16 protein-coding genes and 1 pseudogene are annotated in these 21474 nt (G+C 64.0%); 8 read left to right on the top strand and 9 right to left on the bottom strand.

Annotation, left to right across the window (positions count from 1 at the left end; genetic code table 11):
* Positions 1-121: 121 nt before the first annotated feature.
* From ACNJX8_RS03505 to ACNJX8_RS03490, 4 genes and pseudogenes are all read right to left on the bottom strand, one after another.
* Positions 122-1354: a rhodanese-like domain-containing protein gene (locus ACNJX8_RS03505; protein WP_439359640.1), complete on the bottom strand. Its 1233-nt coding sequence runs from the start codon at positions 1352-1354 to the stop codon at positions 122-124.
* A gap of 107 nt (positions 1355-1461) precedes the next feature.
* Positions 1462-2373 carry a DUF1963 domain-containing protein gene (locus ACNJX8_RS03500; RefSeq protein WP_439359639.1) on the bottom strand — a complete coding sequence of 304 codons (912 nt, stop codon included), beginning with the start codon at positions 2371-2373 and terminating at the stop codon, positions 1462-1464.
* Positions 2374-2573: 200 nt separating this feature from the next.
* Positions 2574-2699: pseudogene (locus tag ACNJX8_RS03495) on the bottom strand (PepSY domain-containing protein); the annotation flags it as partial.
* A 410-nt stretch (positions 2700-3109) separates the two neighbouring features.
* Entirely contained in the window at positions 3110-3994 is an 885-nt protein-coding gene (locus tag ACNJX8_RS03490) for a dihydrodipicolinate synthase family protein (RefSeq protein WP_439359638.1), read from the bottom strand.
* A gap of 180 nt (positions 3995-4174) precedes the next feature.
* Between ACNJX8_RS03490 and ACNJX8_RS03485 the strand changes: the two genes are divergently transcribed.
* Positions 4175-5587: an FAD-binding oxidoreductase gene (locus tag ACNJX8_RS03485; RefSeq protein WP_439359637.1), complete on the top strand. Its 1413-nt coding sequence runs from the start codon at positions 4175-4177 to the stop codon at positions 5585-5587.
* Between the two features lie 11 nt (positions 5588-5598).
* On the top strand, positions 5599-6309 hold the full coding sequence (locus ACNJX8_RS03480; protein ID WP_439359636.1) for a GntR family transcriptional regulator: 711 nt from the start codon (positions 5599-5601) through the stop codon (positions 6307-6309).
* Between the two features lie 6 nt (positions 6310-6315).
* On the opposite strand, the gene ACNJX8_RS03475 is transcribed toward ACNJX8_RS03480, so the two are convergent.
* Positions 6316-6453 carry a hypothetical protein gene (locus ACNJX8_RS03475; RefSeq protein WP_164934848.1) on the bottom strand — a complete coding sequence of 46 codons (138 nt, stop codon included), beginning with the start codon at positions 6451-6453 and terminating at the stop codon, positions 6316-6318.
* A 283-nt stretch (positions 6454-6736) separates the two neighbouring features.
* Here ACNJX8_RS03475 and ACNJX8_RS03470 point away from each other — a divergent pair, with 283 nt between their 5' ends.
* Positions 6737-8758 (top strand): YgiQ family radical SAM protein, encoded by a 2022-nt coding sequence (locus tag ACNJX8_RS03470; protein ID WP_439359635.1) that lies wholly within the window; start codon positions 6737-6739, stop codon positions 8756-8758.
* 293 nt (positions 8759-9051) lie between these two features.
* Here ACNJX8_RS03470 and ACNJX8_RS03465 read toward each other — a convergent pair whose 3' ends face one another.
* On the bottom strand, positions 9052-9294 hold the full coding sequence (locus ACNJX8_RS03465) for a hypothetical protein (RefSeq protein WP_439359634.1): 243 nt from the start codon (positions 9292-9294) through the stop codon (positions 9052-9054).
* Between the two features lie 117 nt (positions 9295-9411).
* Between ACNJX8_RS03465 and ACNJX8_RS03460 the strand changes: the two genes are divergently transcribed.
* Genes ACNJX8_RS03460 through ACNJX8_RS03450 form a run of 3 tightly spaced genes read left to right on the top strand, consistent with a single transcriptional unit; the run spans position 9412 to position 11634 of the window.
* Positions 9412-9870, top strand: coding sequence for an Rrf2 family transcriptional regulator (locus ACNJX8_RS03460; protein ID WP_439359633.1), 459 nt, complete (start codon positions 9412-9414; stop codon positions 9868-9870).
* Between the two features lie 20 nt (positions 9871-9890).
* The gene (locus ACNJX8_RS03455) at positions 9891-10574 is read left to right on the top strand and encodes a class I SAM-dependent methyltransferase (RefSeq protein WP_439359632.1); all 684 of its coding nucleotides are present in this window, start codon (positions 9891-9893) and stop codon (positions 10572-10574) included.
* Positions 10575-10611: 37 nt separating this feature from the next.
* The gene (locus ACNJX8_RS03450) at positions 10612-11634 is read left to right on the top strand and encodes an LLM class flavin-dependent oxidoreductase (protein WP_439359631.1); all 1023 of its coding nucleotides are present in this window, start codon (positions 10612-10614) and stop codon (positions 11632-11634) included.
* A gap of 25 nt (positions 11635-11659) precedes the next feature.
* On the opposite strand, the gene ACNJX8_RS03445 is transcribed toward ACNJX8_RS03450, so the two are convergent.
* The 3 genes from ACNJX8_RS03445 to ACNJX8_RS03435 form a co-directional block, all read right to left on the bottom strand.
* On the bottom strand, positions 11660-12979 hold the full coding sequence (locus tag ACNJX8_RS03445; protein WP_439359630.1) for an aminotransferase class V-fold PLP-dependent enzyme: 1320 nt from the start codon (positions 12977-12979) through the stop codon (positions 11660-11662).
* 241 nt (positions 12980-13220) lie between these two features.
* The gene (locus ACNJX8_RS03440) at positions 13221-14264 is read right to left on the bottom strand and encodes a zinc-binding dehydrogenase (protein WP_439359629.1); all 1044 of its coding nucleotides are present in this window, start codon (positions 14262-14264) and stop codon (positions 13221-13223) included.
* 13 nt (positions 14265-14277) lie between these two features.
* Positions 14278-14943, bottom strand: a complete 666-nt coding sequence (locus ACNJX8_RS03435) for a class I SAM-dependent methyltransferase (protein WP_439359628.1) — start codon at positions 14941-14943, stop codon at positions 14278-14280.
* A 352-nt stretch (positions 14944-15295) separates the two neighbouring features.
* Between ACNJX8_RS03435 and ACNJX8_RS03430 the strand changes: the two genes are divergently transcribed.
* Together ACNJX8_RS03430 and ACNJX8_RS03425 are read left to right on the top strand one after the other, a co-directional pair.
* A complete protein-coding gene (locus ACNJX8_RS03430) occupies positions 15296-16087 on the top strand; it encodes a phytanoyl-CoA dioxygenase family protein (RefSeq protein WP_439359627.1) in 792 nt (263 codons plus the stop codon).
* 508 nt (positions 16088-16595) lie between these two features.
* A complete protein-coding gene (locus ACNJX8_RS03425) occupies positions 16596-21422 on the top strand; it encodes an NAD-glutamate dehydrogenase (protein ID WP_439359626.1) in 4827 nt (1608 codons plus the stop codon).
* The last annotated feature ends 52 nt before the right edge of the window (positions 21423-21474 follow it).

Here is a 21474-nt window from a genome sequence, read left to right as displayed (position 1 = left end):
CAACACGGGGCGGTGGTAATGGGTCCTGGATCAGCGCTCGCTATCGGACAACGCTACGCGTTGCTAAGCGCTCGCTTGTCCAGGATGACGAAGAAGATTTGTTGCGTGCGCGGCAACAGAGTCAAATCACATAAAACCCGTGCGTTCCATCCCTGCGGAGCTGCTCGACGAGACCATATTCCCAATCCAGATAGGCCTGCATCGCGGCTTGCGCGACGTCGGTGCCTTCATAGGGCCGGCGGTAGCGATGCGCCGGGTCGGGCTTGGGCAGCAGGCGCGGCGGACCAACTTCGAGCGCACCGTCATAGCCGCCTTCGAGCACATAGACCTCCCAGCCCATCTGCGCCAGCCAGGACGCCGTCATGTCGGCACGCACGGCCTTGTCGTCGGTCAGCAGGATACGCGCTCCGCGCACCGGCGCGGCCATGTCGGTCTCCTGGACCAACTGGCCACCGGGATAATGACGGAAACCCGGCAGATGGCCCGCGACATATTCCTCCGCGTCGCGCACGTCGAAGCGATAGAGCGTGCGATCGGTCTGCACGACAAGCGCCGCCGCCTCGCTCGCGCCGATATGACGAACGCCGGCGCGATAGGCGACGTCGCGGGCATTGGCTGGACCGCCTTCGAACGGCCCGATCGCGCCGCGCCTGTCGGCACCGTGATCGAGCGTGTGGCGCGACAGCGTCCAGCCGATGGTGCCGTTGCGCAGCGCGCGCACCTTGTTGGGCACGCCGGCATTGATCAGCGACTGGGTGCCGATGATCGAGCGCGTGCGGCCGGCGCAGTTGACGATGATGGTGGTTTCAGGATCGGGCGCGGCCTGCCCGGCCCGCAGCACCAGCTCCGCGCCGGGCACGCTGACCGAGCCCGGAATGTTCATGGTGGCATATTCGTCGAAGCGGCGGACATCGAGGATGGCGATGTTGGCCTTGTCGGCAATGAGTTTCGCCACCTCGTCGGCGCTGAGCGAAGGCGTGTGGCGGCGCGCCTCGACCAGCTCACCAAATGCTTTTGAATAGGAATTGACGTCCTCGAACACTTCATAGCCCGCTGCGCGCCAAGCCTTTAGCCCGCCTTCGAGCACGCGGATGTTGCTGTAGCCGAGCGCGGCCAGCCGTTCGGCCCCGGTTGCGACCAGCCCCTCGCCGTCATCATATAGCACGATCGCCACGTCCTTGCGCGGCAGCCTGACCTCGGCTTCGACCGCGATCCGGTCGGCAGCCATGTTGGCGGCGAACAGCGGATGACCGGTCGCGAACGCGGCCTCATATCTGAGATCGAGCAGCGCGATCTCCTCGCGCAGGAGCAGGGCGCGGCGGATCTCGGCGGGAGTGACGGTGGGAAGCTTCATGGCGTGAACCCTGACGAGAGAGCCAGAAGCTTTTGAACCATTGCGGCGCTGTTGGCTAGCCATATCGGAGAACAGGACGAAAGCAAGTTCGCCGCGCAGAGATCAGACTAGTCGCATTCGCATGTGGCAACGGCTTTCGAGAAGTCACGTTGAGCAAGAGCATCCCGATCAATCCAAAAATGAAGCACACCACCGACATTGGAGTGCCAATCGAAAAACGCGAGATCTCCTTGTATCTGGAGCAACAACATGTCCTCCAGATGCTCCTCGGTCGCATCTTGCGGGCCGCTGCCATATCCCAGCATCTGATGAAGCGCTGTTCTGAAGTGGCGCCGCCGCCCGTCGTCCACGGTCGGGGTTTTCCAATGATTCTGCCGCGCGAGATTCGTAACGTAGCTGAAAGGGGCGTCTTCGGAAGCATCGACCTCCTCGGTCGCCATGCAACGGATCGTGTGATTGATGGCATTACCTAGGTCCGCCGCGAATTCGCTGGTGTATGTGCGTACCTGCCCGTCCATTTTCTCGTAGGTCTTCACCACCTCGAACCACCAGCTCCTGAAGGACACCTTTGTGTCAGGATCGACGTCATCCATTGGGGTGAGCGTCCGACAGCGCTCGAGCCACGCGATCGCGCCAGCGCGAACACGATTCAATTCCACAGTTGCTACGTCGGCGAGCGGCTTGCCATAGTATCCAAGCTTCAGATCGCGCTGAATGTGCGACAACACCGACCGAACCACGCAAACGATCAGGAGCCAATTGAAGGGCCAATCCTCGTCTTTCTCGTACTTGGCCGCGCTTCGGAATTGAAGCAGATCATACTCCTGCGGCTCGCCCGGACCCAGCGCCCTGCATAATTCTTCGACCATAAGCTCGCCGCCGACGGCATCGTCCCGGAAGTGGAAGTCGCGGAACAGCCGGAAGGAGACAGGATATTTGAACTCGATCTTGGAATGAAAATCGAGGTTCGGATCGAGCCATTTGACCTGATAATCACCGTCGGTGCCTCCTAGCGGCATCAGATCCGGCGGTGGTGGACGGTCAGGATACGCGTCGCCGCCGGCAGCGCTATAGAGGACGCGGCAAGCTGGATGTCTTTCGCCAACGAACACCGAACTGCAGAAGAAATAGAGTGTGCCTCGCTTCGGAAGCGGCGACCAGCCGGAGCCGGGCACGTCGGCCAGGTCAATTTGAGCCACGAATGTGAGCGCAACCGTTTCTCGTCCTCAAAACTCATGATTGCGCCGGTCAGCGCGATCAAGGCGAGCAGCAGCGCGAGCACCAGGCCCGCGATGGAATGGACTTGAAGCAGGATGGACTTGAAGGCGGGCCAGGACTCACGCATCGGCACCGACCCCTCTGGTCAGGACGACCCGCAAATCGGCTTCGGCGCGCTGCGGCCCCATCACTAGAACTTCACGGTCGCCGACAGCGAGTAGCGACGCGCGTCGCCAGCAGCACGGCCGCTCCGATGAGAAGACCTGCGCGGCTCTTGCCGGCACGAAGACGATGGCCGCTGACGCGTTGGCCATCCACGAAGGCACGCACTTTCATTCCACTTCAAGTCAGGAGCATTGAAGTGTGCGCGTGTAACAGCCGTCGAGATCGAGGAGAACCGTAGCGGAGCTTGAATCGCTCTAGTGTTGAATCATTCTAAGAGCAGACCGGCGCTGAACAGCATCATGAATTGCCGGTGCGCCCTGCGCGACACGCAGCACGCGAATTTGCCGCGGCGTGTCGCGATCTTGCGCGATCTCAGGCGACGGCAGGCGCGATCAGCGCGTCGATCTTCCGCAGGAACGCGGCGCCGTCGGACAAGGCGCGAAGCGGCGGACGCACACGCAGCCAGCCGGCATCGCCCGTCTGCGCCGCGAGGATGGCCTTCAGCGTCGCTACCAGCGATGGCGTCTTCACCACGACGTCGATCGCCGCCTGCATGCGCGCTTCGACGTCTTTGCCGTCAACCATGCCCTTGACCAGTTCGGGCACGACATTGGCCATGCCGCAGATGGTGCCGGCGCCGCCGGCGGCGATCGCACGGGCGATGTCGGCTTCGTTGCCGACGGTGATGGCGAGTTCGGGCGCGGCTTTGCGGAACGCCTGGAATTGCTTGAAATCGCCACTGGAGTCCTTCAGGCCGGCGATAATCTTGCCGTAGCGCTTGCGCAGGCTTGCGGCGACTGTCGTCGGGATCGCGACGCCCGAGACCTGCGGGATGTGATAGAGATAGGCGCGAAGGCGATCGTCAGCGACGCCGTCAATGATGGCGGCGAAGGCATCCTCGATGCCTTCGGGCGTGACGCTGCGATCGAAGTAAGGCGGCAGCAACAGGACGTGACGCAGGCCGAGGCCAAGCACGGCGCGCGTCAATGCGATGCTGTCGGTAATAGCGGGGAAGCCGCCGCCGATGCCGATACGCTCCGGCGCGACGCCGGCCTTGAGCATGGCTTCGATGGTCGCAACACGCTCAGGGACATTGAAGGAGGTGCCCTCGCCGGTGGTGCCGAACAGCACGACACCGTCGACGCCCTTACTGAAGAGTTGCTTGGCATGCGCCGCGAGCTTTGCGGAGTCCACGCTGCCGTCCGTCGCCAGCGGCGTCGCCGACGCCACCCAGAACCCGCGAATTGCCTCCGTCATCTCACTACCCTTTAGCTGCGACCTCGGACCAAGCCTCTGATCTCCTGACGGACCTTGAGAGGGCTTTCCGAGTCTTGTTTTTGCTTTACTTTCGATCTTGTACCTTACATACAAGAAGGAGGCAAATCCTTTCCACCGTCGCGGCGCGCATAGGCGCAGTCAGATCTGAGGAGGTCTCGCATGGACATGGTGACCCCGAATGAGCGTCCTGACCAACTGCTTGGCGCATTGCGCGACAAGCTCGGCGCGGCCGCGGTGCTGACCGGCGGCGACGTGCCGGCGCGCAATTGCAACGACTGGAGCGCGAGCCTGCCGCAGACACCACTCGCGGTGATCCGTCCGCTCGATGCGCAGGGCGTTGCCGATGCGATTCTGACCTGCCGGAAGGCGCGACTTCCCTTCGTGCCGCAGGGCGGATTGACCGGGCTGTGCCGCGGCGCCTCGCCCGAGACAGGCTGGGTCGCGATCTCGCTGGAGCGCATGACCGGGATCGAGGAGATCGATCCTGCCTCCGCGACGATGACGGTGAAGGCCGGCACGCCGCTGGAGACGATTCAGAAGGCCGCGGATGAGGCCGGCTTCTTCTTTCCGCTCGATCTCGGCTCGCGCGGCTCCTGCGCCATCGGCGGCAATCTGTCGACCAATGCCGGCGGCAACCGCGTGATCCGCTACGGCATGACGCGCGAGCTGGTGCTCGGGCTCGAAGTGGTGCTGCCCGACGGCACCATCATCACTGGCCTCAACAAGCTGATGAAGAACAACGCCGGCTACGATCTGAAGCATCTGTTCATCGGTTCCGAAGGCACGCTCGGCATCATCACCCGCGTGGTGCTGCGGCTGTTTCCAAAACCGCGCTCGACCATGGCCGCGCTCTGCGCGCTGAAGGATTATGCCGCGGTGATCGCGCTGCTCGGCGCCGCGCGCAGCGGGCTCGGGCCGCTGCTGTCGGCCTTCGAGGTGATGTGGCCGGACTATTGGGACGTGATCACGACGCGCGCCGGCGTGAAGCCGCCGGTCGCAGCAAGCCACGGCCTCTACGTGCTGGTGGAGGCGCAGGGCACCGACGAGAGCTTGGATGCACCGCGCTTCCAAAACTGGCTAGAAGAGCTGATGGAGCGCGGACTGCTGGCGGACGCCGCCGTGGCGCAATCGCTGGCGCAAACGCAAGCCTTCTGGCGCGTGCGCGACATCTGCGCCGAATTCGGCCAGGTGCTGGGGCCGCACATCTCCTACGACATCGGGCTTGCGGTGGCGCGGATGGACGAGTTCGCGACGCGCTGCAAAGCCGCACTCGCGAAGGGCATCAAAGGCTGCGAGAGCGTCTATTACGGCCATATCGGCGACGGCAATCTGCATCTCGTCTCCTGGGTCGGTGGTCTTCCCGTCGCGCAGCAGCCGAAAGAACAGATGGACGCGATCATCTATGGTCTGGTGCGCGAGATGGGCGGCAGCGTCTCCGCCGAGCACGGCATCGGCACGCTGAAGAAGAAGTGGCTGGATCATGCCAGGAGCGAGGCCGAGATCGCGCTGATGCGAACCCTGAAGGCCGCGCTCGATCCCGAGCATCTGCTCAATCCCGGCAAGGTGATCTGACCGGAGAGCCCATGAAGTCGCTGAAGTTCGATACGCCGAAATCGCTGTCGCAGCGGGTGATGCAGCGGCTGCGCCAGGCCATCGTCGACGGCGAATTCGCGCTCGGCGCCGCCATCTCCGAGGAGATGGTGGCCAATTCCTTCGGCGTCAGCCGCACGCCGGTGCGCGAGGCGATGGGCCTATTGCAGGCGCAGGGGCTCGTGGCGATCCGGCCGCAGGTCGGCAGCTTCGTGTTCACGCCGAGCGCAGAGGACATCCATGCGCTCTGCACCTTCCGCATCGCGCTCGAGCCGAAAGCGGCCGAGCTCGCCTTCCGCCACGATCGCGAATGCGCAATCGCGACAATGAACGCAGCGATCGCCGCGATGGAGCCGGCGATCGCGGTGAAGGACAACATCGCTTATGGCCGCGCCGACGCCGCTTTTCACGAGGCGCTGTTCGCCCATTGCGGCAACCGTTACCTCGCCGAATCCTATCAGCTCGTCTCCGGCCGCGTCGCCGCGCTCCGCACCAATTTGACCTCGCCGATCGACGTGCGCACCCGCTCGTCCTTCGACGAGCATCGCAGGCTGCTCGATCTGTTCGCCCGCGGCGAATTCGCGGCCTTCGAAGCGCTGATGACGACGCACATCACCAATTCGGGCGTTGTCTATGCCAAGGCGCTGAAAGTAGAGGCACTGAAAGTGGAGGCGCCGCAGATGGACGCGCCGAAGGTGGATTGAGCGCCGTCACGGTCCCTCCCTCGGTCCCGGCCTGTCCAGAAAATCCAGCGCGGTGTTGATCTGTTCGAGCTGGTGCTCGAGCCTGTCGCGGTCTTCGACCGACTGCGTCGTCTCGAGCTGTTCCACGAGCTTCTGCTTCCGCATCAGCAAGTTCTCTATAACCGTGCTCACAATTCCCCCATCGCCAGAGGCGAAGATCAGGGCAATGCCAAACCCGAACGCGAGCGCGCGCGACCCGGGCCGCATCAACCCTCCATCAGAATGTTCGCGGAGGCGGATGGTTCCTGCAGGTGAACCACGACGCGCTCGCCGAGGTCCGGCAGTTGCTCGCAGGCGGCTGAAGGTTGGCTGGCAGCCCGGGGAACCCCGACCTTTCACGCGCCCGTCGGTTGAATTCGGGGCCTCGGCGTCTTATCCGTAAGCCCCCATGGACACCCAGATCATCACCGCCGAAAAACCCCTGATGGCGCAGGCCCGCCCGCGCAAGCCGGCGCCGTTCCTCCCGATGAGCCGCGCCGAGATGGATGCGCTCGGCTGGGATGCCTGCGACATCGTGCTGGTGACCGGGGACGCCTATGTCGACCATCCGAGCTTCGGCATGGCGATCATCGGCCGGCTGCTGGAGGCGCAAGGCTTTCGCGTCGGCATCATCGCGCAGCCGGACTGGCATTCGGCCGAGCCGTTCAGGGCATTGGGCAAGCCAAAGGTGTTCTTCGGCGTCACCGGCGGCAACATGGACTCCATGGTGAACCGCTACACCGCGGACCGCCGCTTGCGCCATGACGACGCCTATACCGCCGGCGGCGAAGGCGGCAAGCGGCCGGACCGCTGCACCATCGTCTACGCGCAGCGCTGCCGCGAGGCGTTCAAGGATGTGCCGATCGTGCTCGGCGGCATCGAGGCCTCGCTGCGCCGGATCGCGCATTACGACTACTGGTCCGACAAGGTGCGCCGCTCGGTGCTGGCCGACGCCAAGGCGGACTTGCTGCTCTACGGCAATGCCGAGCGCGCCGTGGTCGAGGTGGCGCAGCGGCTCGCTGCCGGCGAGGCGCCGCGGGAGCTCGACGACATCAGGGGCGTCGCGCTGTTCCGCCGTGTGCCGGAAGGTTATTCCGAGCTGCACGCCGACGATCTCGACTCCGCTGACGAAGGCGCATCGCGGAAGCCGGGCGCCACGGTGATCCGCCTGCCGGCGCTGGAGCAGGTCGAGCAGGACCGCGAGGCCTATGCGCGCGCCTCACGCGTGCTTCACCGGGAGAGCAATCCCGGCAATGCGCGGCCGCTGGTGCAGCGTCATGGCGATCGCGATCTCTGGCTCAACCCGCCGCCGATCCCGCTCACCACCGAGGAGATGGACGCGGTCTACGATCTGCCTTACGCACGCGCGCCGCACCCCTCCTATGGCGAAGCACGAATTCCCGCCTGGGAGATGATCAAATTCTCGGTGACGATCATGCGCGGCTGCTTCGGCGGCTGCACCTTCTGCTCGATCACCGAGCACGAGGGCCGCATCATCCAGAACCGCTCGGAAGGCTCGATCCTGCGCGAGATCGAGAAGATCCGCGACAAGACGCCGGGCTTCACCGGCGTGATCTCCGACATCGGCGGCCCCACCGCCAACATGTACCGGATGGCGTGCAAGGACCCGAAGGTCGAGGCGGCGTGCCGGCGGCCGTCCTGCGTCTTCCCAGAAATCTGCCCGAACCTCAACACCTCGCATGACGATCTGATCCGGCTCTATCGCAAGGTGCGCGAGACCCGCGGCATCAAGAAGGTGATGGTCGCCTCCGGCGTGCGCTACGACCTCGCGGTCGAGAGCCCCGAATACATCAAGGAGCTCGTCACCCATCACGTCGGCGGCTACCTCAAGATCGCGCCCGAGCATACCGAGCGCGGTCCGCTCGACAAGATGATGAAGCCGGGCATCGGCGCTTACAACAAGTTCAAGCGGATGTTCGATGAAGCGGCCGAGCGGGCCGGCAAGAAATATTACCTGATCCCCTATTTCATCGCGGCGCATCCGGGCACGACCGACGAGGACATGATGAACCTCGCGCTGTGGCTGAAGAAGAACCGCTATCGCGCCGACCAGGTGCAGACCTTCCTGCCCTCGCCGATGGCGACCGCGACCGCGATGTACCACACCGGCGTCAATCCCTTGCGCGGCGTCCGTCACGGCGGCAGCGACAAGGTCGAGGCGATCAAGGGCCTGCGCCAGCGCCGCCTGCACAAGGCGTTCCTGCGCTACCACGACCCTGACAATTGGCCGGTGCTGCGCGAGGCCTTGATCGAGATGGGCCGCCGCGACCTGATCGGCTCGCAGCCCCACCAGCTCGTCCCGGCGCACCAGCCACCCGGCACCGGCAAGGCCGCCGGCACCAAGCGTCCCGTTCGATCGGGCGGCAAGACGCAGAAGTTCACGACCAAGGGTCTGCGGGTGATGAAGTAGCGGAGGCTGGATCAAGTACGGTTCAGCCTGACGCTTTCGGCCCCCTAAACAAAAATGTCGAAAAACAACCCCATGCACAGTAGCCGGGGATAGCAAAATCAATGACTTAAAGCGCGACGAGATGAGGGAGAATCGCGATCGCGCCTTGGCTCATCGTTTGAGCATGGCCTTTCCGGAAAACCGTGGCTCACTTTTCCAGTTTTACGAAACGGTTGCACCGTCGGGCAAAACAGGCGCAGGATGGCATGATCGGAGGCGCTTCGCGGATCGTCGTTTGCGAAGAAAGCAATCTCTCACGCGGCCCCACCGTCGGATGCATCGGGTCTCGCATCGAACGGCGCCAGATCCATGCCACCGGCTCTGCACAGCCCAATGAGTGTTCGCATTTGATCACGCACCAGTGCGATCGGGTGCTCGGCGGCGATCTCTTTGAGGAGCACCTCCTCGTCATAATCGTAGTCCGCCGAGTACTGAAGCGCGCCCTTGATCAGCTCAGGAACAGAGCAGCCATCCCAGCCCTCAAAGGGAGTGCGCATGTACGCGATCCGCGCGACGGCGTCCCGCTCGGCCGGGCCCCCCAATCCGTTTTCTATTTTTCTGAATGATGCCGAAACCGGTTGACCTCGCCGCCATCATGTAACATGTAAAGTTACATGAAACGAGACAGCCGATTGTCCGGCGTGCTCCATGTGCTCCTCCACATGGCGCAGCAGGTCGACCCTTTCACGTCCGAGACCCTGGCGAAGGCGATGGACACCAACCCGGTCGTGATCCGCCGCATCATGGCGGGCCTGCGCGAGCTTGGTTATGTCCGCTCCGAGAAGGGCCACGGCGGCGGCTGGACGCTGGCCTGCGACCTTTCCAAGGTGACGCTGCGCGACGTCTACACTGCGCTCGGCAGCCCGCAGCTGCTGGCCATGGGCAACCGGACGGAGGCGCCGGGTTGCCTCGTCGAGCAGGCCGTCAATGCCGCGCTCGATCGGGCCTTTGCCGATGCGGAGGCGCTGCTGCTGTCGCGCTTTGGCGAGGTGACGCTGGCGATGCTGGGCGACAATCTGCGCAAGCGGCTCGGATCGCGGAAGCATCAAGGCATGAGCGCGCATCACGCGTGATGAATTCGGCAGGACGACAGATGAGCGACATTCAAAGCGCGTTCGCCGATCCGCAAATGGTGGCAAAATATACGGAAGGACCGCCGCGGTTCGTTCCTGGTTATAACACCATGCTGTCGATGGCGGCGATCCTTCTGGGCGAGCGCGCGCCTGACGATGCGCGGATACTCGTGCTCGGCGCCGGTGGCGGCCTGGAGTTGAGAGCCTTTGCCCAGGCGCAGCCACGCTGGACCTTCGATGGCGTGGACCCGTCCGCGGCGATGCTGGATCTCGCCGGGCAGACACTGGGTCCGCTCGTCTCGCGCGCTCGTCTGCTCCATGGCTATATCGACGTCGCGCCGGAGGGGCCGTTCGACGGCGCCACCTGCCTGTTGACCCTGCACTTCGTGAACGCCAAGGAGCGGCTGCGAATAGCCTCCGAAATCCGCCGCCGCCTCAGGCCGGGCGCGCCCTTCGTCGCAGCTCATTTCAGCATCCCCGATGGCGACAATAAGCGACCGATCTGGCTATCGCGGTATTCCGCGTTCCTGTCCGCATCCGGTGTCGAACCCGACAAGGCCGCCGCCGCCCGCGAAGCGGTCGACGGCCAATTGAGCATCCTGCCGCCCGAGCAAGATGAAATAATTTTGCGTCAGGCCGGCTTCTCGGACACAACCCTGTTCTACACCGGCTTCACCTTCCGCGGCTGGGTGGCCTACGCTTGATGCGGCCCTGCTTCGTCAACAGAGATAGACTGTTCCAATGAAAAAGATCGGATTCCTCTCCTTCGGGCACTGGACGCCCTCGCCGCAATCGCAGACCCGCTCTGCCAGCGACACGCTGCTGCAATCGATCGAGCTTGCGGTCGCGGCGGAACAGTTAGGGGCGGACGGCGCCTATTTCCGCGTGCATCACTTCGCGCGGCAGCTGGCCTCGCCCTTTCCCCTGCTCGCCGCAGTCGGCGCCAAGACCAGCAAAATCGAGATCGGCACGGCCGTGATCGACATGCGCTACGAGAACCCGCTCTACATGGTGGAGGACGCAGGAAGCGCCGACCTCATCGCCGGCGGCAGGCTCCAGCTCGGCATCAGCCGCGGCTCGCCGGAGCAGGTGATCGACGGCTGGCGCTATTTCGGCTATCGGCCAGCCGAGGGCCAGAACGATGCCGACATGGGCCGGCGCCATGCCGAGGTCTTCCTCGACCTGCTCCGCGGCGAAGGTTTTGCCGAGCCCAATCCGCAGCCGATGTTTCCCAATCCGCCCGGGCTGTTGCGCCTCGAACCGCATGCGCAGGGCCTGCGCGAACGGATCTGGTGGGGCGCCGGCTCGAACGCGACCGCGGTGTGGGCGGCCAAGCTCGGCATGAATCTGCAGAGCTCAACGCTGAAGAACGACGAGACCGGCGAAGCCTTCCACGTGCAGCAGGCCGCGCAGATCCGCGCCTATCGCGCCGCGTGGAAGGAAGCCGGCCACAGCCGCGAGCCGCGCGTGTCCGTCAGCCGCAGCATTTTTGCGCTGATCGACGATCGTGACCGCGCCTATTTCGGCAGGAGTGGTGAAGGCGAGGACCAGATCGGCTTCATCGACCCGCGCACGCGCGCGATCTTCGGCCGGAGTTATGCGGCGGAGCCGGATGTACTGATCGAGCAGCTGCGCGGGGACGAAGCGATCGCGGAGGCTGATACGTTGCTGTTGACGATCCCGAACCAGCTTGGCGTCGCCTATTGCGCGCACGCGATCGAGGCGATTCTGACTCACGTCGCGCCGGCGCTGGGGTGGCGGTGAAACGAACGGCGATATATCCCTTGGCTCACCCCGTCTTCGTCCCCGTGATGACGGCGAGCGCCTCTGCGAAGCGATCGAGATCGGCCTCATTGGTAAAGAGTGCCGGCGTCACCCGGATGCACTGACCTTTGGCGACGCCCGCCCGGCGCACCGTCAGGATCTTGTGGCCGTCCCTGAGCTTCGCGACGATGGCGTCGTTGTCGGCCTTGCTGGTCTTGCCGGCGAGGCGGAAGGACGTGAGCGCTCCGTATGAGCCGACTTCATCCGGCGTCAGGATCTCGATGTCCTTGAAGCCGCGGGCGCGGCTCACCCAGTAGTCGCGCAAATAGCGCAGGCGGGCCTGCTTTGCTGCTGCGCCAATCTGCTGATGCAGCGCCACGGCCGTGGGCACCGTCAGCACCGTCGCGAAATTGACCGTGCCGGTGTGCACCCGCGAGCGGATATCGGTCTCGGCAAAATCCTCGTCGCCCATGTCGCGGTCGATGGCGGCGAGACGGTCCTTTCTGATGTAGAGGAAGCCCACGCCGACCGGCGCGCCGATCCATTTGTGCAGGTTGAAGCCGACGAAATCGACATCGAGCTCACCCACCCTGAAGTCGATCTGCCCCCAGGAATGGGCGGCGTCGACGATAACGTCGATGCCCTTGGCTTTGGCCATGCGGGCGATCTCGGCGATCGGCATGACGAAGCCGGTGCGATGGCTGACATGGGTGAGGAGGAGAAGTCTTGTCTTCGGGTTCGCCTCGATGGCGCGGGCATAGGCGTCGAGCACCGCCTGGCGGGTGGCGGGCTCGGGCACATCCAACTTGACCACGTCGACGCCGCGGCGCGCCTTCAGCGCGTTCATCGCATACTGCATCGAATCATAGTCGAGGTCGGCATAGAGCACGGCATCGCCCGGCTTCAGCCTGTTGTAGCCGCCGATGAGAAGCTGCAGCGCTTCGGTCGCGCCACGGGTGAGCGCGATCTCCTCAGGTGCCGCGCCGACCGCCTCCGCCACCTTGGCGCGCACGGCCTCGAAATCCGCACCCGCGCGCTGCCGCGCGTAGTAGGTGTTCTGATAATTGACCATGTCGGTTTGGCGAATGAACTCGCGCCTCACCGGCTCGGCCATGATGCCCCAATAGCCGTTCTCCAGATTGACGACGTCAGGCGTCACGGCATAGAGCCCCTTCACGGCCGTCCAATAGGCCTTGTCGGTGGCGATGGCGGCCGCCGCGCCGGTCGGCTGTGCCGGAAGGCCTTCAGCCGCCATCGCCGGTACTGCCAGCGACGTGACCGCTGCGGCCGCGAGGCCCTTCAGGATCGACCGGCGGTCGGACGACATAGTCTCAATCAGATGCATATCAGCCTCCACGATGCGCGGCGAAGGGAGCAGCGATCGATAGAGCGCGAATGACGGAGCGATGACAATTCGATGATGCCCGGCCCGCCGGTTACACGCCGACCATTGTCTCGTAGATCGCGTGCTGCGCCGATGGCGGCCGTTCCGGGAAGCCCGCCCGCCGGAACGGGGTGGCGATGCCCATGCGCCGCTGAAAGCCGCTCTGGCGATGATTGCCGATGCAAATGACCGGCGGCCACGCTCAGCTGATGTTCAGAAGGATGCGCCCCGACTTGCCGCTGCGCATCAAATCCAGCGCGTCGTTGATGTCGTCGAGCGCGAACTCGTCGGTCACGATGCCGCGGTAACTGACCTTGCCGACTTCGTCGAGGCGAACGAGGCGCGGGATATCGCGCGCCGGCTGGCATTGTCCGCCTTCCGAGCCCTTCAGGACTTTCTCGAAATGGAGCGGCAGCGTGTAGATCTCGACCTTGTCGCGGGGAACACCGACCAGGATGCAGCGGCCCTTCTTGGCGGTGATCTCGTAGGCGAGCTCGATCAACCGGCTGACGCCGGTGGTCTCGACGACCTTGTCGGCTCCGTCGGTGCCGGTGATGGCCTGGACCTCGGCAGCGAGATCCTTCACCGCGTCGGAGTTGATGGTGTGGGTGGCGCCGAACTGCCGGGCCATCTCGAGCTTGTTGTCGAGACGGTCGATCGCAACGACCGGATAGGCGCCGACCATCGCGGCAAATTGCACGATGTTCAAGCCGACGCCGCCGACGCCGAACACGACGACGGCTTCGCCGATGGCGACCTGCGCATCGTTATTGACGACGCCGAGCGCGGTCGTCACCGCGCAGCCGAGCAGCGGCGCGCTCCTGCGATCGATCGAGGCCGGAACGGGCGTGACGCGATTTTCCGACACCACGGCATATTCGTTGAACGTGGTGACCCAGCCCGCGTTGAGGCGCTTGCCGCGCCAGGAATAGACCGGCGTATTGGACTGGATGCCCTTGCCCGGCCGCCAATGCATGACGACGGTGTCGCCCTGCTTGCAGGAGACGACGCCGGGTCCGGTTTCGACGATGGTCGCCAGCGCTTCGTGCCCCAACAGATGCGGCAGGAACTTGTCGACGCCCTTGACGGCGTCGATCTCGTTGATCTGTGCCCCGCAGATGCTCGACGTGTGCACCTGCGCAAGCACCTGGCCGTGCTCGAGCTTATCCGGCAAGGTGAACTCGTCGACGATCAGCGGCTTGCCGGACTCGACGAGAATCGCCGCCTTGGCTGTCTTGATATCCATGGGTCGTGCCCGGTCACTCGAAATAGATGAATTCGTAATCGCCGGTGTAGCCGAGCTTGCCGTAGAGCCAGATCCATTCCGATGTGTGCAGGATGGATTCCGCCGTCAGCGCCCAGCATTCGAGATTGTGCAGCTCGGCGACGTTGCGGTAGCCCTCGACCATGACGTATTTGTTTTTGCCGACCCGCTCGATCTCCTTGAACGCCGCCTCGAGCTCATAGAGCCGGAGATTGTGCAGGGTGCCGAGCGAGATGACGAGGTCGAAACTGTCGTCGCCATAGGGATAGACGTCCTGGGCGCGATAATTGAACAGATACGGTTTCACCTGCTCGTGCGCATGTGCGAGGCCGTGTTTGGAGATGTCGAAGCCGACCACCTTCAGGCCCGGCAGGATCTTCTGCATCTCGTAGAGCAGAAAGCCCTTGCCGCAGCCGACGTCGAGCACGCTGGACCCATCCTTCAGACCATAGGTCTCGATCAGCGCCTTGGCGACCGGCGCCCAGCGCCCCTCGATGAAGCGGTAGCCGCCATAGCCGAAGCGGCGGTCGCCATCCCAATAATCGGCCTCGTATTCCCGCGCCTTCAGCGAGCAGGCGATCTTGTCGTCATTCATGCGGCCCATGTAGTCGCGCTTGGTCGCCGTATGCAGCGGCGTCACGATATTCAGGAGTCGTCCCATTGAGCCCTCGGATTCCAACACGCGCTGAGATTGTCTCGACCGGCCTTTGATGCCTTGCGTCGCGACCTGCGACTCGGCCTAGCATTTGTGCCGAAGACCATCATTGTTTCAGATCAATGATGTGGACATCCGTAGCCGCAACCGCACGCGTGTCCGAGGCTCGCTCGGCCTTTGTTCGGGATGCGAGGTCGGGCGAACCTTGATTCCACGCTCCACCGCGGTATACGTTCCCACCATGATGTTCATGTCCACATTCTTCCCGCTGATCTGAACGACTGAAGTCGTTCCGGCGCATCCGCTCCAATCAGATCAAACGGCTGCGCTTGATGCGTAGCCGAACGGAGAATGTGCAATGCCCAAGACCGAACAGGCTGGCCTGACGCCCCGTCAGGTCCAGAACTTCATCGACGACGGATTCGTCAAGATCGAACATGCCTTCAGCGCCCAGCTTGCAAAGCGATGCAGGGACGAGCTGTGGGCGGACATTGGCCTGTCGCCGGACGAACCCGAACACTGGACCAAACCCGTTATCCGGGTGGGCGCCAAGGCTTCGCCCCCGTTCGTTGAAGCCGCGAACGCGCCGTCCCTGCACAAAGCCTACGATCAACTCGTCGGCGAAGGGCGCTGGCTTGCGCCCAGGGCCCTCGGAACTCTTCCGATCCGCTTCCCCTCCGCGGAATCCCCCGATGATGACGGCTGGCATGTGGACATGAGCTTTGGCACCGCCAGTCCGGATTTCATGGAGTGGCGTGCCAATGTGAAAAGCAGCGGACGTGCACTGCTGATGCTCTTCCTGTTCTCGGATGTCGGCCCGGACGATGCGCCCACGAGGATCCGGAAAGGCTCGCATGCCACCATCGCGCGGGAGCTGCTGCCCTATGGCGACGCAGGCGCGACGCTCCGGCAGCTCTCTGCCGAGGACTACGCCTCGACCGCAGATTGCGAGGTCGAACTGGCGACCGGTGCGGCAGGCAGCGTCTATCTGTGCCATCCGTTCCTTGTTCATGCCGCGCAATCCCACCGGGGGAAGCGGCCGCGCTTCATGGCACAGCCTCCGCTGCTGCCGAAGGGCGAATTTGATCCGGCGTTGCCACCTTCGCCGGTTCAGATCGCCATCCGGCAGGCGTGTGGGCTGGCGTTGTAGTCGGACAACATCCGGGACCGCTGGGGCGGCTGATGTTCCGGTTGCTCCCGGCGTTTCACGGGGCAACGGGCTGAAGGGCCGAATGCTGAGTCCGGTGGCACAGGTGTTTGGCGATTGCGTTCGCGAAATTGCCAAGCCGCTTGCCCGCCACTGAGGGCACGGCGTGATGAGAGCGGCGGCGAAATCGTACTGAAGCGCGCGAAATCGGAAATGGCGTGCCGTTCAGAACAAAACAACGAACTCATACATAATTGAAATTGCGTGTGATTTTTCCTGCCCCAGGCGTTCCACCGCCGTCGGCGCAGACTTCGGGTCCCACCCGTTGTCGTAGGAAAATTCAACACACCTCACGACAGCGTGCACCTTTCGCTCCTGGGACGTAGTATGTTGCCGGAAGCCGTCGACGCTTCGAGACCGACATTTCGCGTGGCACTCGATCGCGAGCGCTCGAAGAGATGCACTCCAGAATCAAGCTGATGATCGCGGCAGCGGTCGGACGGCGCGGCAAATGGAGGACACGATGGTGTGGCGTGACGACAAGGCCCGGGCAACCCTGATCCGCGATGCAGCAGGCAGCGTGCCAGCCGGCAAGAGCCCCCGGGCCTTTGCCGAGCCTCTGTTCGGCTACACCAATGCCGAGGACCTCGCCAATTACGATGCGGCCTCGCTTGCCCTCCTGGCGGAGCAAGCCTGGGAACACGTGCAGCGGCGCACGGCCGGCCGCGCCGATATCCGCGTCTTCAATCCGGTGCTGCCCGACGGACGCGAGATTTCCGTGCTCGAAATTCTCAACGACAACATGCCTTTCCTGTTCGACTCCACCATGGCGGAGCTCATCGAGCAGGGCATCGAAGTCACCCTTGTCGCTCATCCGATCATCGCCGTGGAGCGCGATGACCAGGGCAAGCTGCTGCGCTTCTACGGCGAATCACTGCCGGAGGGAGCAAAGGGCACGCGCGAAAGCCTGATTCATCTCCACATCACTCGCCTGGACGCCGATGCGGATCGCAAGAAGCTGATCGAGGGCCTCACCAGCACGTTGAACGACGTCCGCGCCTGCGTCACCGACTGGCGCGCTATGCGCGACCGCGTCGAGGAAGCGATCAAGACTTTCTCTTCCAATCCGCCGCCGCTGCCGATCGACGAGGTCGCCGAAGCAAGCCAGTTCCTGCAATGGCTCTGCGCGGACAATTTCACCTTCCTCGGCGTGCGTGAATATCGCTTCTCGTCCGACAGCGACGCGTCCGACGACATTACAACCGGCGAAGGCCTCGGCATCTTGCGCGATCCCGACGTGAAGGTGCTGCGCCGCGGCACGGAAATGGTGGTGATGACGACGGAAATTCGCGAATTCATGCGCGAGCCGACGCTGCTGATCGTCATCAAGGCCAATGTCTCGAGCCGCGTCCATCGTCGCATCCGGATGGATTATGTGGGCATCAAGCTCTATACGCCCGACGGTCGGCTCGAGGGCGAACTGCGCGTCGTCGGCCTTTTCACCTCGGGCGCCTATACCCGTTCGGTACGACAGATCCCCTATGTCCGCCACAAAGTTTCGGGAGTGCTCCAGCGCGCGGGCTTCGACCCGAGCGGCCATTCCGGCAAAGCGCTCATGCATATTCTCGAAGAATACCCACGTGACGAACTATTCCAGATCGACGTCGATACTCTGAACAATTTCGTCATCGAGGTCCTGATCCTCTACGAGCGCCCCCGCGTCCGGGCGCTGGCGCGGGTCGACAAGTTCGATCGCTTCGTATCCGTCCTCACCTTCATTCCACGCGACAAGTACGACACCAATGTGCGCACGCGTGTCGGCGCCTTCCTGGCGCAGGCCTACAAGGGCACCCTGTCGGCCTCCTACGTAGCATTCCCTGAGGGGGCGCTTGCGCGCGTCCACTACATCATCGGGCGCTATGAAGGCAAAACTCCCCTCGTCGAACGCGCCGCGCTCGAAGCCGGAATCAGCGCCATTGCCGCAACCTGGGCCGACAAGCTGAAGGCTGCGCTCACTGCGTCGACCGATGGCATGCGGGCACGCATGCTCGCCAATCGCTATGCCCAGGCCTTTAGCGGCGGCTATACCGAGGTATTCACGGCAGAACAGGCGATCGCCGATATCGCGACCATCGAGAAGCTCACGCCGGCGCGCCCGGTAACGATTTCGGTTCACCGCTTCGAGGGCGAGGGCAATCCCAGGCGCTTCGGCCTCAAAGTTTTCTCGGACGCCGCACCACTGTCGCTGTCCTACCGCGTGCCGGTGATCGAAAATCACGGCCTGCGCGTGGTCAACGAACGCACCTATCAGATCGTGCCCGGTAACAGGCCCGCCCCGGTCTGGCTGCACGACATGACGATCGACACCAACGACGGTCAGCCGATCGAGATCAACCCGGACTTCAGCCATCGCCTAGAAGCCTCGATCATGGCCGTGGTCACCGACCGCGCCGAATCCGACGGGTACAATGCCTTGATCCTGCGCACGGCCCTGGGCTGGCGGGAAGTCTCGACCATCCGGGCGCTGTCCCGCTATTTGCACCAGATCCGTGCCCCGTTCACCCAGGATTATATGTGGGAGACCTTGCGCAAGAACGCCGCGATCACGGCCAACCTCGTCGCACTGTTCCAGGTTAGCCGCGATCCGCATCTTATCCTTACCGATCGCGAACGTTCAGCGCGCGAGGCAACTCTCCTTGCCGAGATCGAGGAGCAGCTCAAATCCGTCGCCTCGCTCGACGAAGACCGCATCCTGCGCCGCTTCACCAATCTGGTGCAGGCAACCGTTCGTACCAATCTGTGGCAGATCGGCGAGGATGGACATCCGCGTCCGGTGATCTCCTTCAAGTTCGAGGCGCGCCGAATCGACGACCTGCCCGCTCCACGACCTCTCTACGAGATCTTCGTCTATTCACCTCGTGTCGAAGGTATTCACCTGCGCTTCGGCAAGGTTGCGCGCGGTGGCTTGCGCTGGTCCGATCGGCCGCAGGATTTCCGCACCGAAATCCTCGGCCTGGTGAAAGCACAGCAGGTCAAGAACGCCGTGATCGTGCCGGTCGGGGCCAAAGGCGGCTTCGTACCCAAGCGCCTGCCATCGCCCTCCGATCGCGAGGCGTGGCTAGCGGAGGGCACGGAAGCCTATCGCATCTTCGTTCGTTCGCTGCTCGAACTCACCGACAATCTCGGCGGGGACATCGTGGTGCCGCCCGACCTGACCGTGCGGCATGACGGTGACGACCCCTATCTCGTGGTAGCCGCCGACAAGGGCACCGCCACCTTCTCCGACGTCGCCAACGCGATCTCGGCCGAGAAGAACCATTGGCTCGGCGATGCCTTCGCATCCGGCGGCAGCCAGGGTTACGATCACAAGAAGATGGGGATCACGGCGCGCGGCGCCTGGGAGGCGGTCAAGCGCCACTTCCGCGAGCTCGGCACCGACATTCAGACCACGCCGTTCACCGTTGCCGGCGTCGGCGACATGTCCGGCGACGTCTTCGGCAACGGCATGCTGCTCTCGCCGACGACGAGGCTCGTCGCCGCCTTCGATCACCGCGACATCTTCATCGATCCCTCGCCCGATCCCGCGATCAGCTTCCATGAGCGCCAGCGTCTGTTCGACCTGCCGCGGTCGAGCTGGCAGGACTACAACAAGTCGCTGATCTCGCAAGGCGGCGGCGTGTTCTCGCGCTCGCTCAAGGCGATCGCGCTCGCTCCGGAAGTGCGCACCCTGCTGGATCTCGATAAGCCGCAGGCGACGCCGTTCGAGGTGATGACGGCAATCCTGAAAGCGCGCGTGGACTTGCTGTGGTTTGGCGGCATCGGCACCTATGTTCGCGCGTCGGCGGAGAGCGACGATCAGGTCGGGGACCGCGCCAACGATCCGATCCGCGTCGCGGGTGGCGACGTGCGCGCGCGGGTGATCGGCGAAGGCGCCAACCTCGGCGTCACCCAGCGTGGCCGCATTGAAGCGGCACAGAAGGGCGTCAAGCTCAACACCGACGCTATCGACAATTCGGCCGGCGTGAACACGTCCGACGTCGAGGTCAATATCAAGATTGCGCTGGCGCGCCCCGAGCGCGAGGGACGCCTCAGCCCCGCTGACCGCAACAGCCTGCTTGCCGCAATGACCGACGAGGTCGGTACGCTGGTGTTGCGCAACAACTATCTGCAGACGCTGGCGCTCTCGCTCGCCGAGCGCAAGGGCGTGGCCGAGGCCGGCTTCCTCGCCCGCCTGATGCAGTCGCTCGAGCAGCGCGGCTTGCTCAGCCGCGCGGTGGAGTACTTGCCCGACGACGCAGTGCTCACCGAGCGCATACGGCGCGGCCAGTCCCTGACGCGGCCCGAGCTTGCGGTGCTGCTCGCCTACGCCAAGCTGACCCTCTACGATGATCTGCTCGTCACCAGCGTGCCCGATGATCCCTATCTTGCCCGCGAGTTGTCTCAGTATTTTCCGCGCGAAATTCAGGACAAATTCCCGACAGCGGCCGAACTGCATCGTCTGCGGCGGGAGATCATCGCGACCAGCCTCGCCAATGCGGTGATCAACCGCGGCGGCCCGGCCTGTGTCGTACGTCTGATCGACGAGACGGACGCCGATATCCCGACCATCGTCATGGCCTACGTGGCGGTCGATGAATGCTACGGTCTGAAGGGGCTCAATGACGCGATCGATGCACTCGATGCCTGCATCGACGGGCAGGTGCAGCTGTCCCTCTACGCTTCCGTGCAGGACCTCCTGCTCTCCCGCATGGTCTGGTACGTGCGCAATGTCGATTTCAAGGGCGGGCTGGAGGCCGTGGTCGCGCGCTTCGGCCCGGCGATCCGCCAGATTGTCGCCGCGCTCGACACTACCCTGCCGCCGGACTTGCAGGCCGCACGCGCCAAGCGTCGGCAGGACCTGACCGACGCTGGCGTCCCGGCCGGCCTTGCCGGCGAACTCGCCGATCTCGACGCTCTGGTCTCGGCACCCGATATCGTGACGGTCGCCGAGCGCACCACCCGCCCCATTGGCGACGCCGCCGCGACCTTCTTCGCCGCCGAGGCGAATTTCCGTCTCGACCGCATCATCGCCGCCGCGCGCCACGTGCCGGCAAACGACTATTTCGAACGTATAGCCATCGATCGCGCCGTTGAGCAGATCGCTGGCGCCGAAAGAAGACTGGCCGCGGATATGCTGGCGACCGGCCAGTCCGGCCAGCAGGCCGTCGAGACCTGGCTCGCGGCTCACCCCCAAGCGACGCGCATCCGCAGCTCGGTCGAAGAGATTGCTGCCAGCGGCCTGACGCTCGCCAAGCTGACGGTGGCGGCGAACCTGCTGGGCGACTTGGTCAAGGCCTGAGGGCGTAGCGAGGCAGCGATGTGAAAAGTCTAGCCAGGTTGTCAGCCGGCGA

Source organism: Bradyrhizobium sp. SPXBL-04 (assembly GCF_051853035.1).
Lineage (GTDB): Bacteria > Pseudomonadota > Alphaproteobacteria > Rhizobiales > Xanthobacteraceae > Bradyrhizobium > Bradyrhizobium zhanjiangense.
This window is presented reverse-complemented; position numbering and strand designations above follow the sequence as displayed.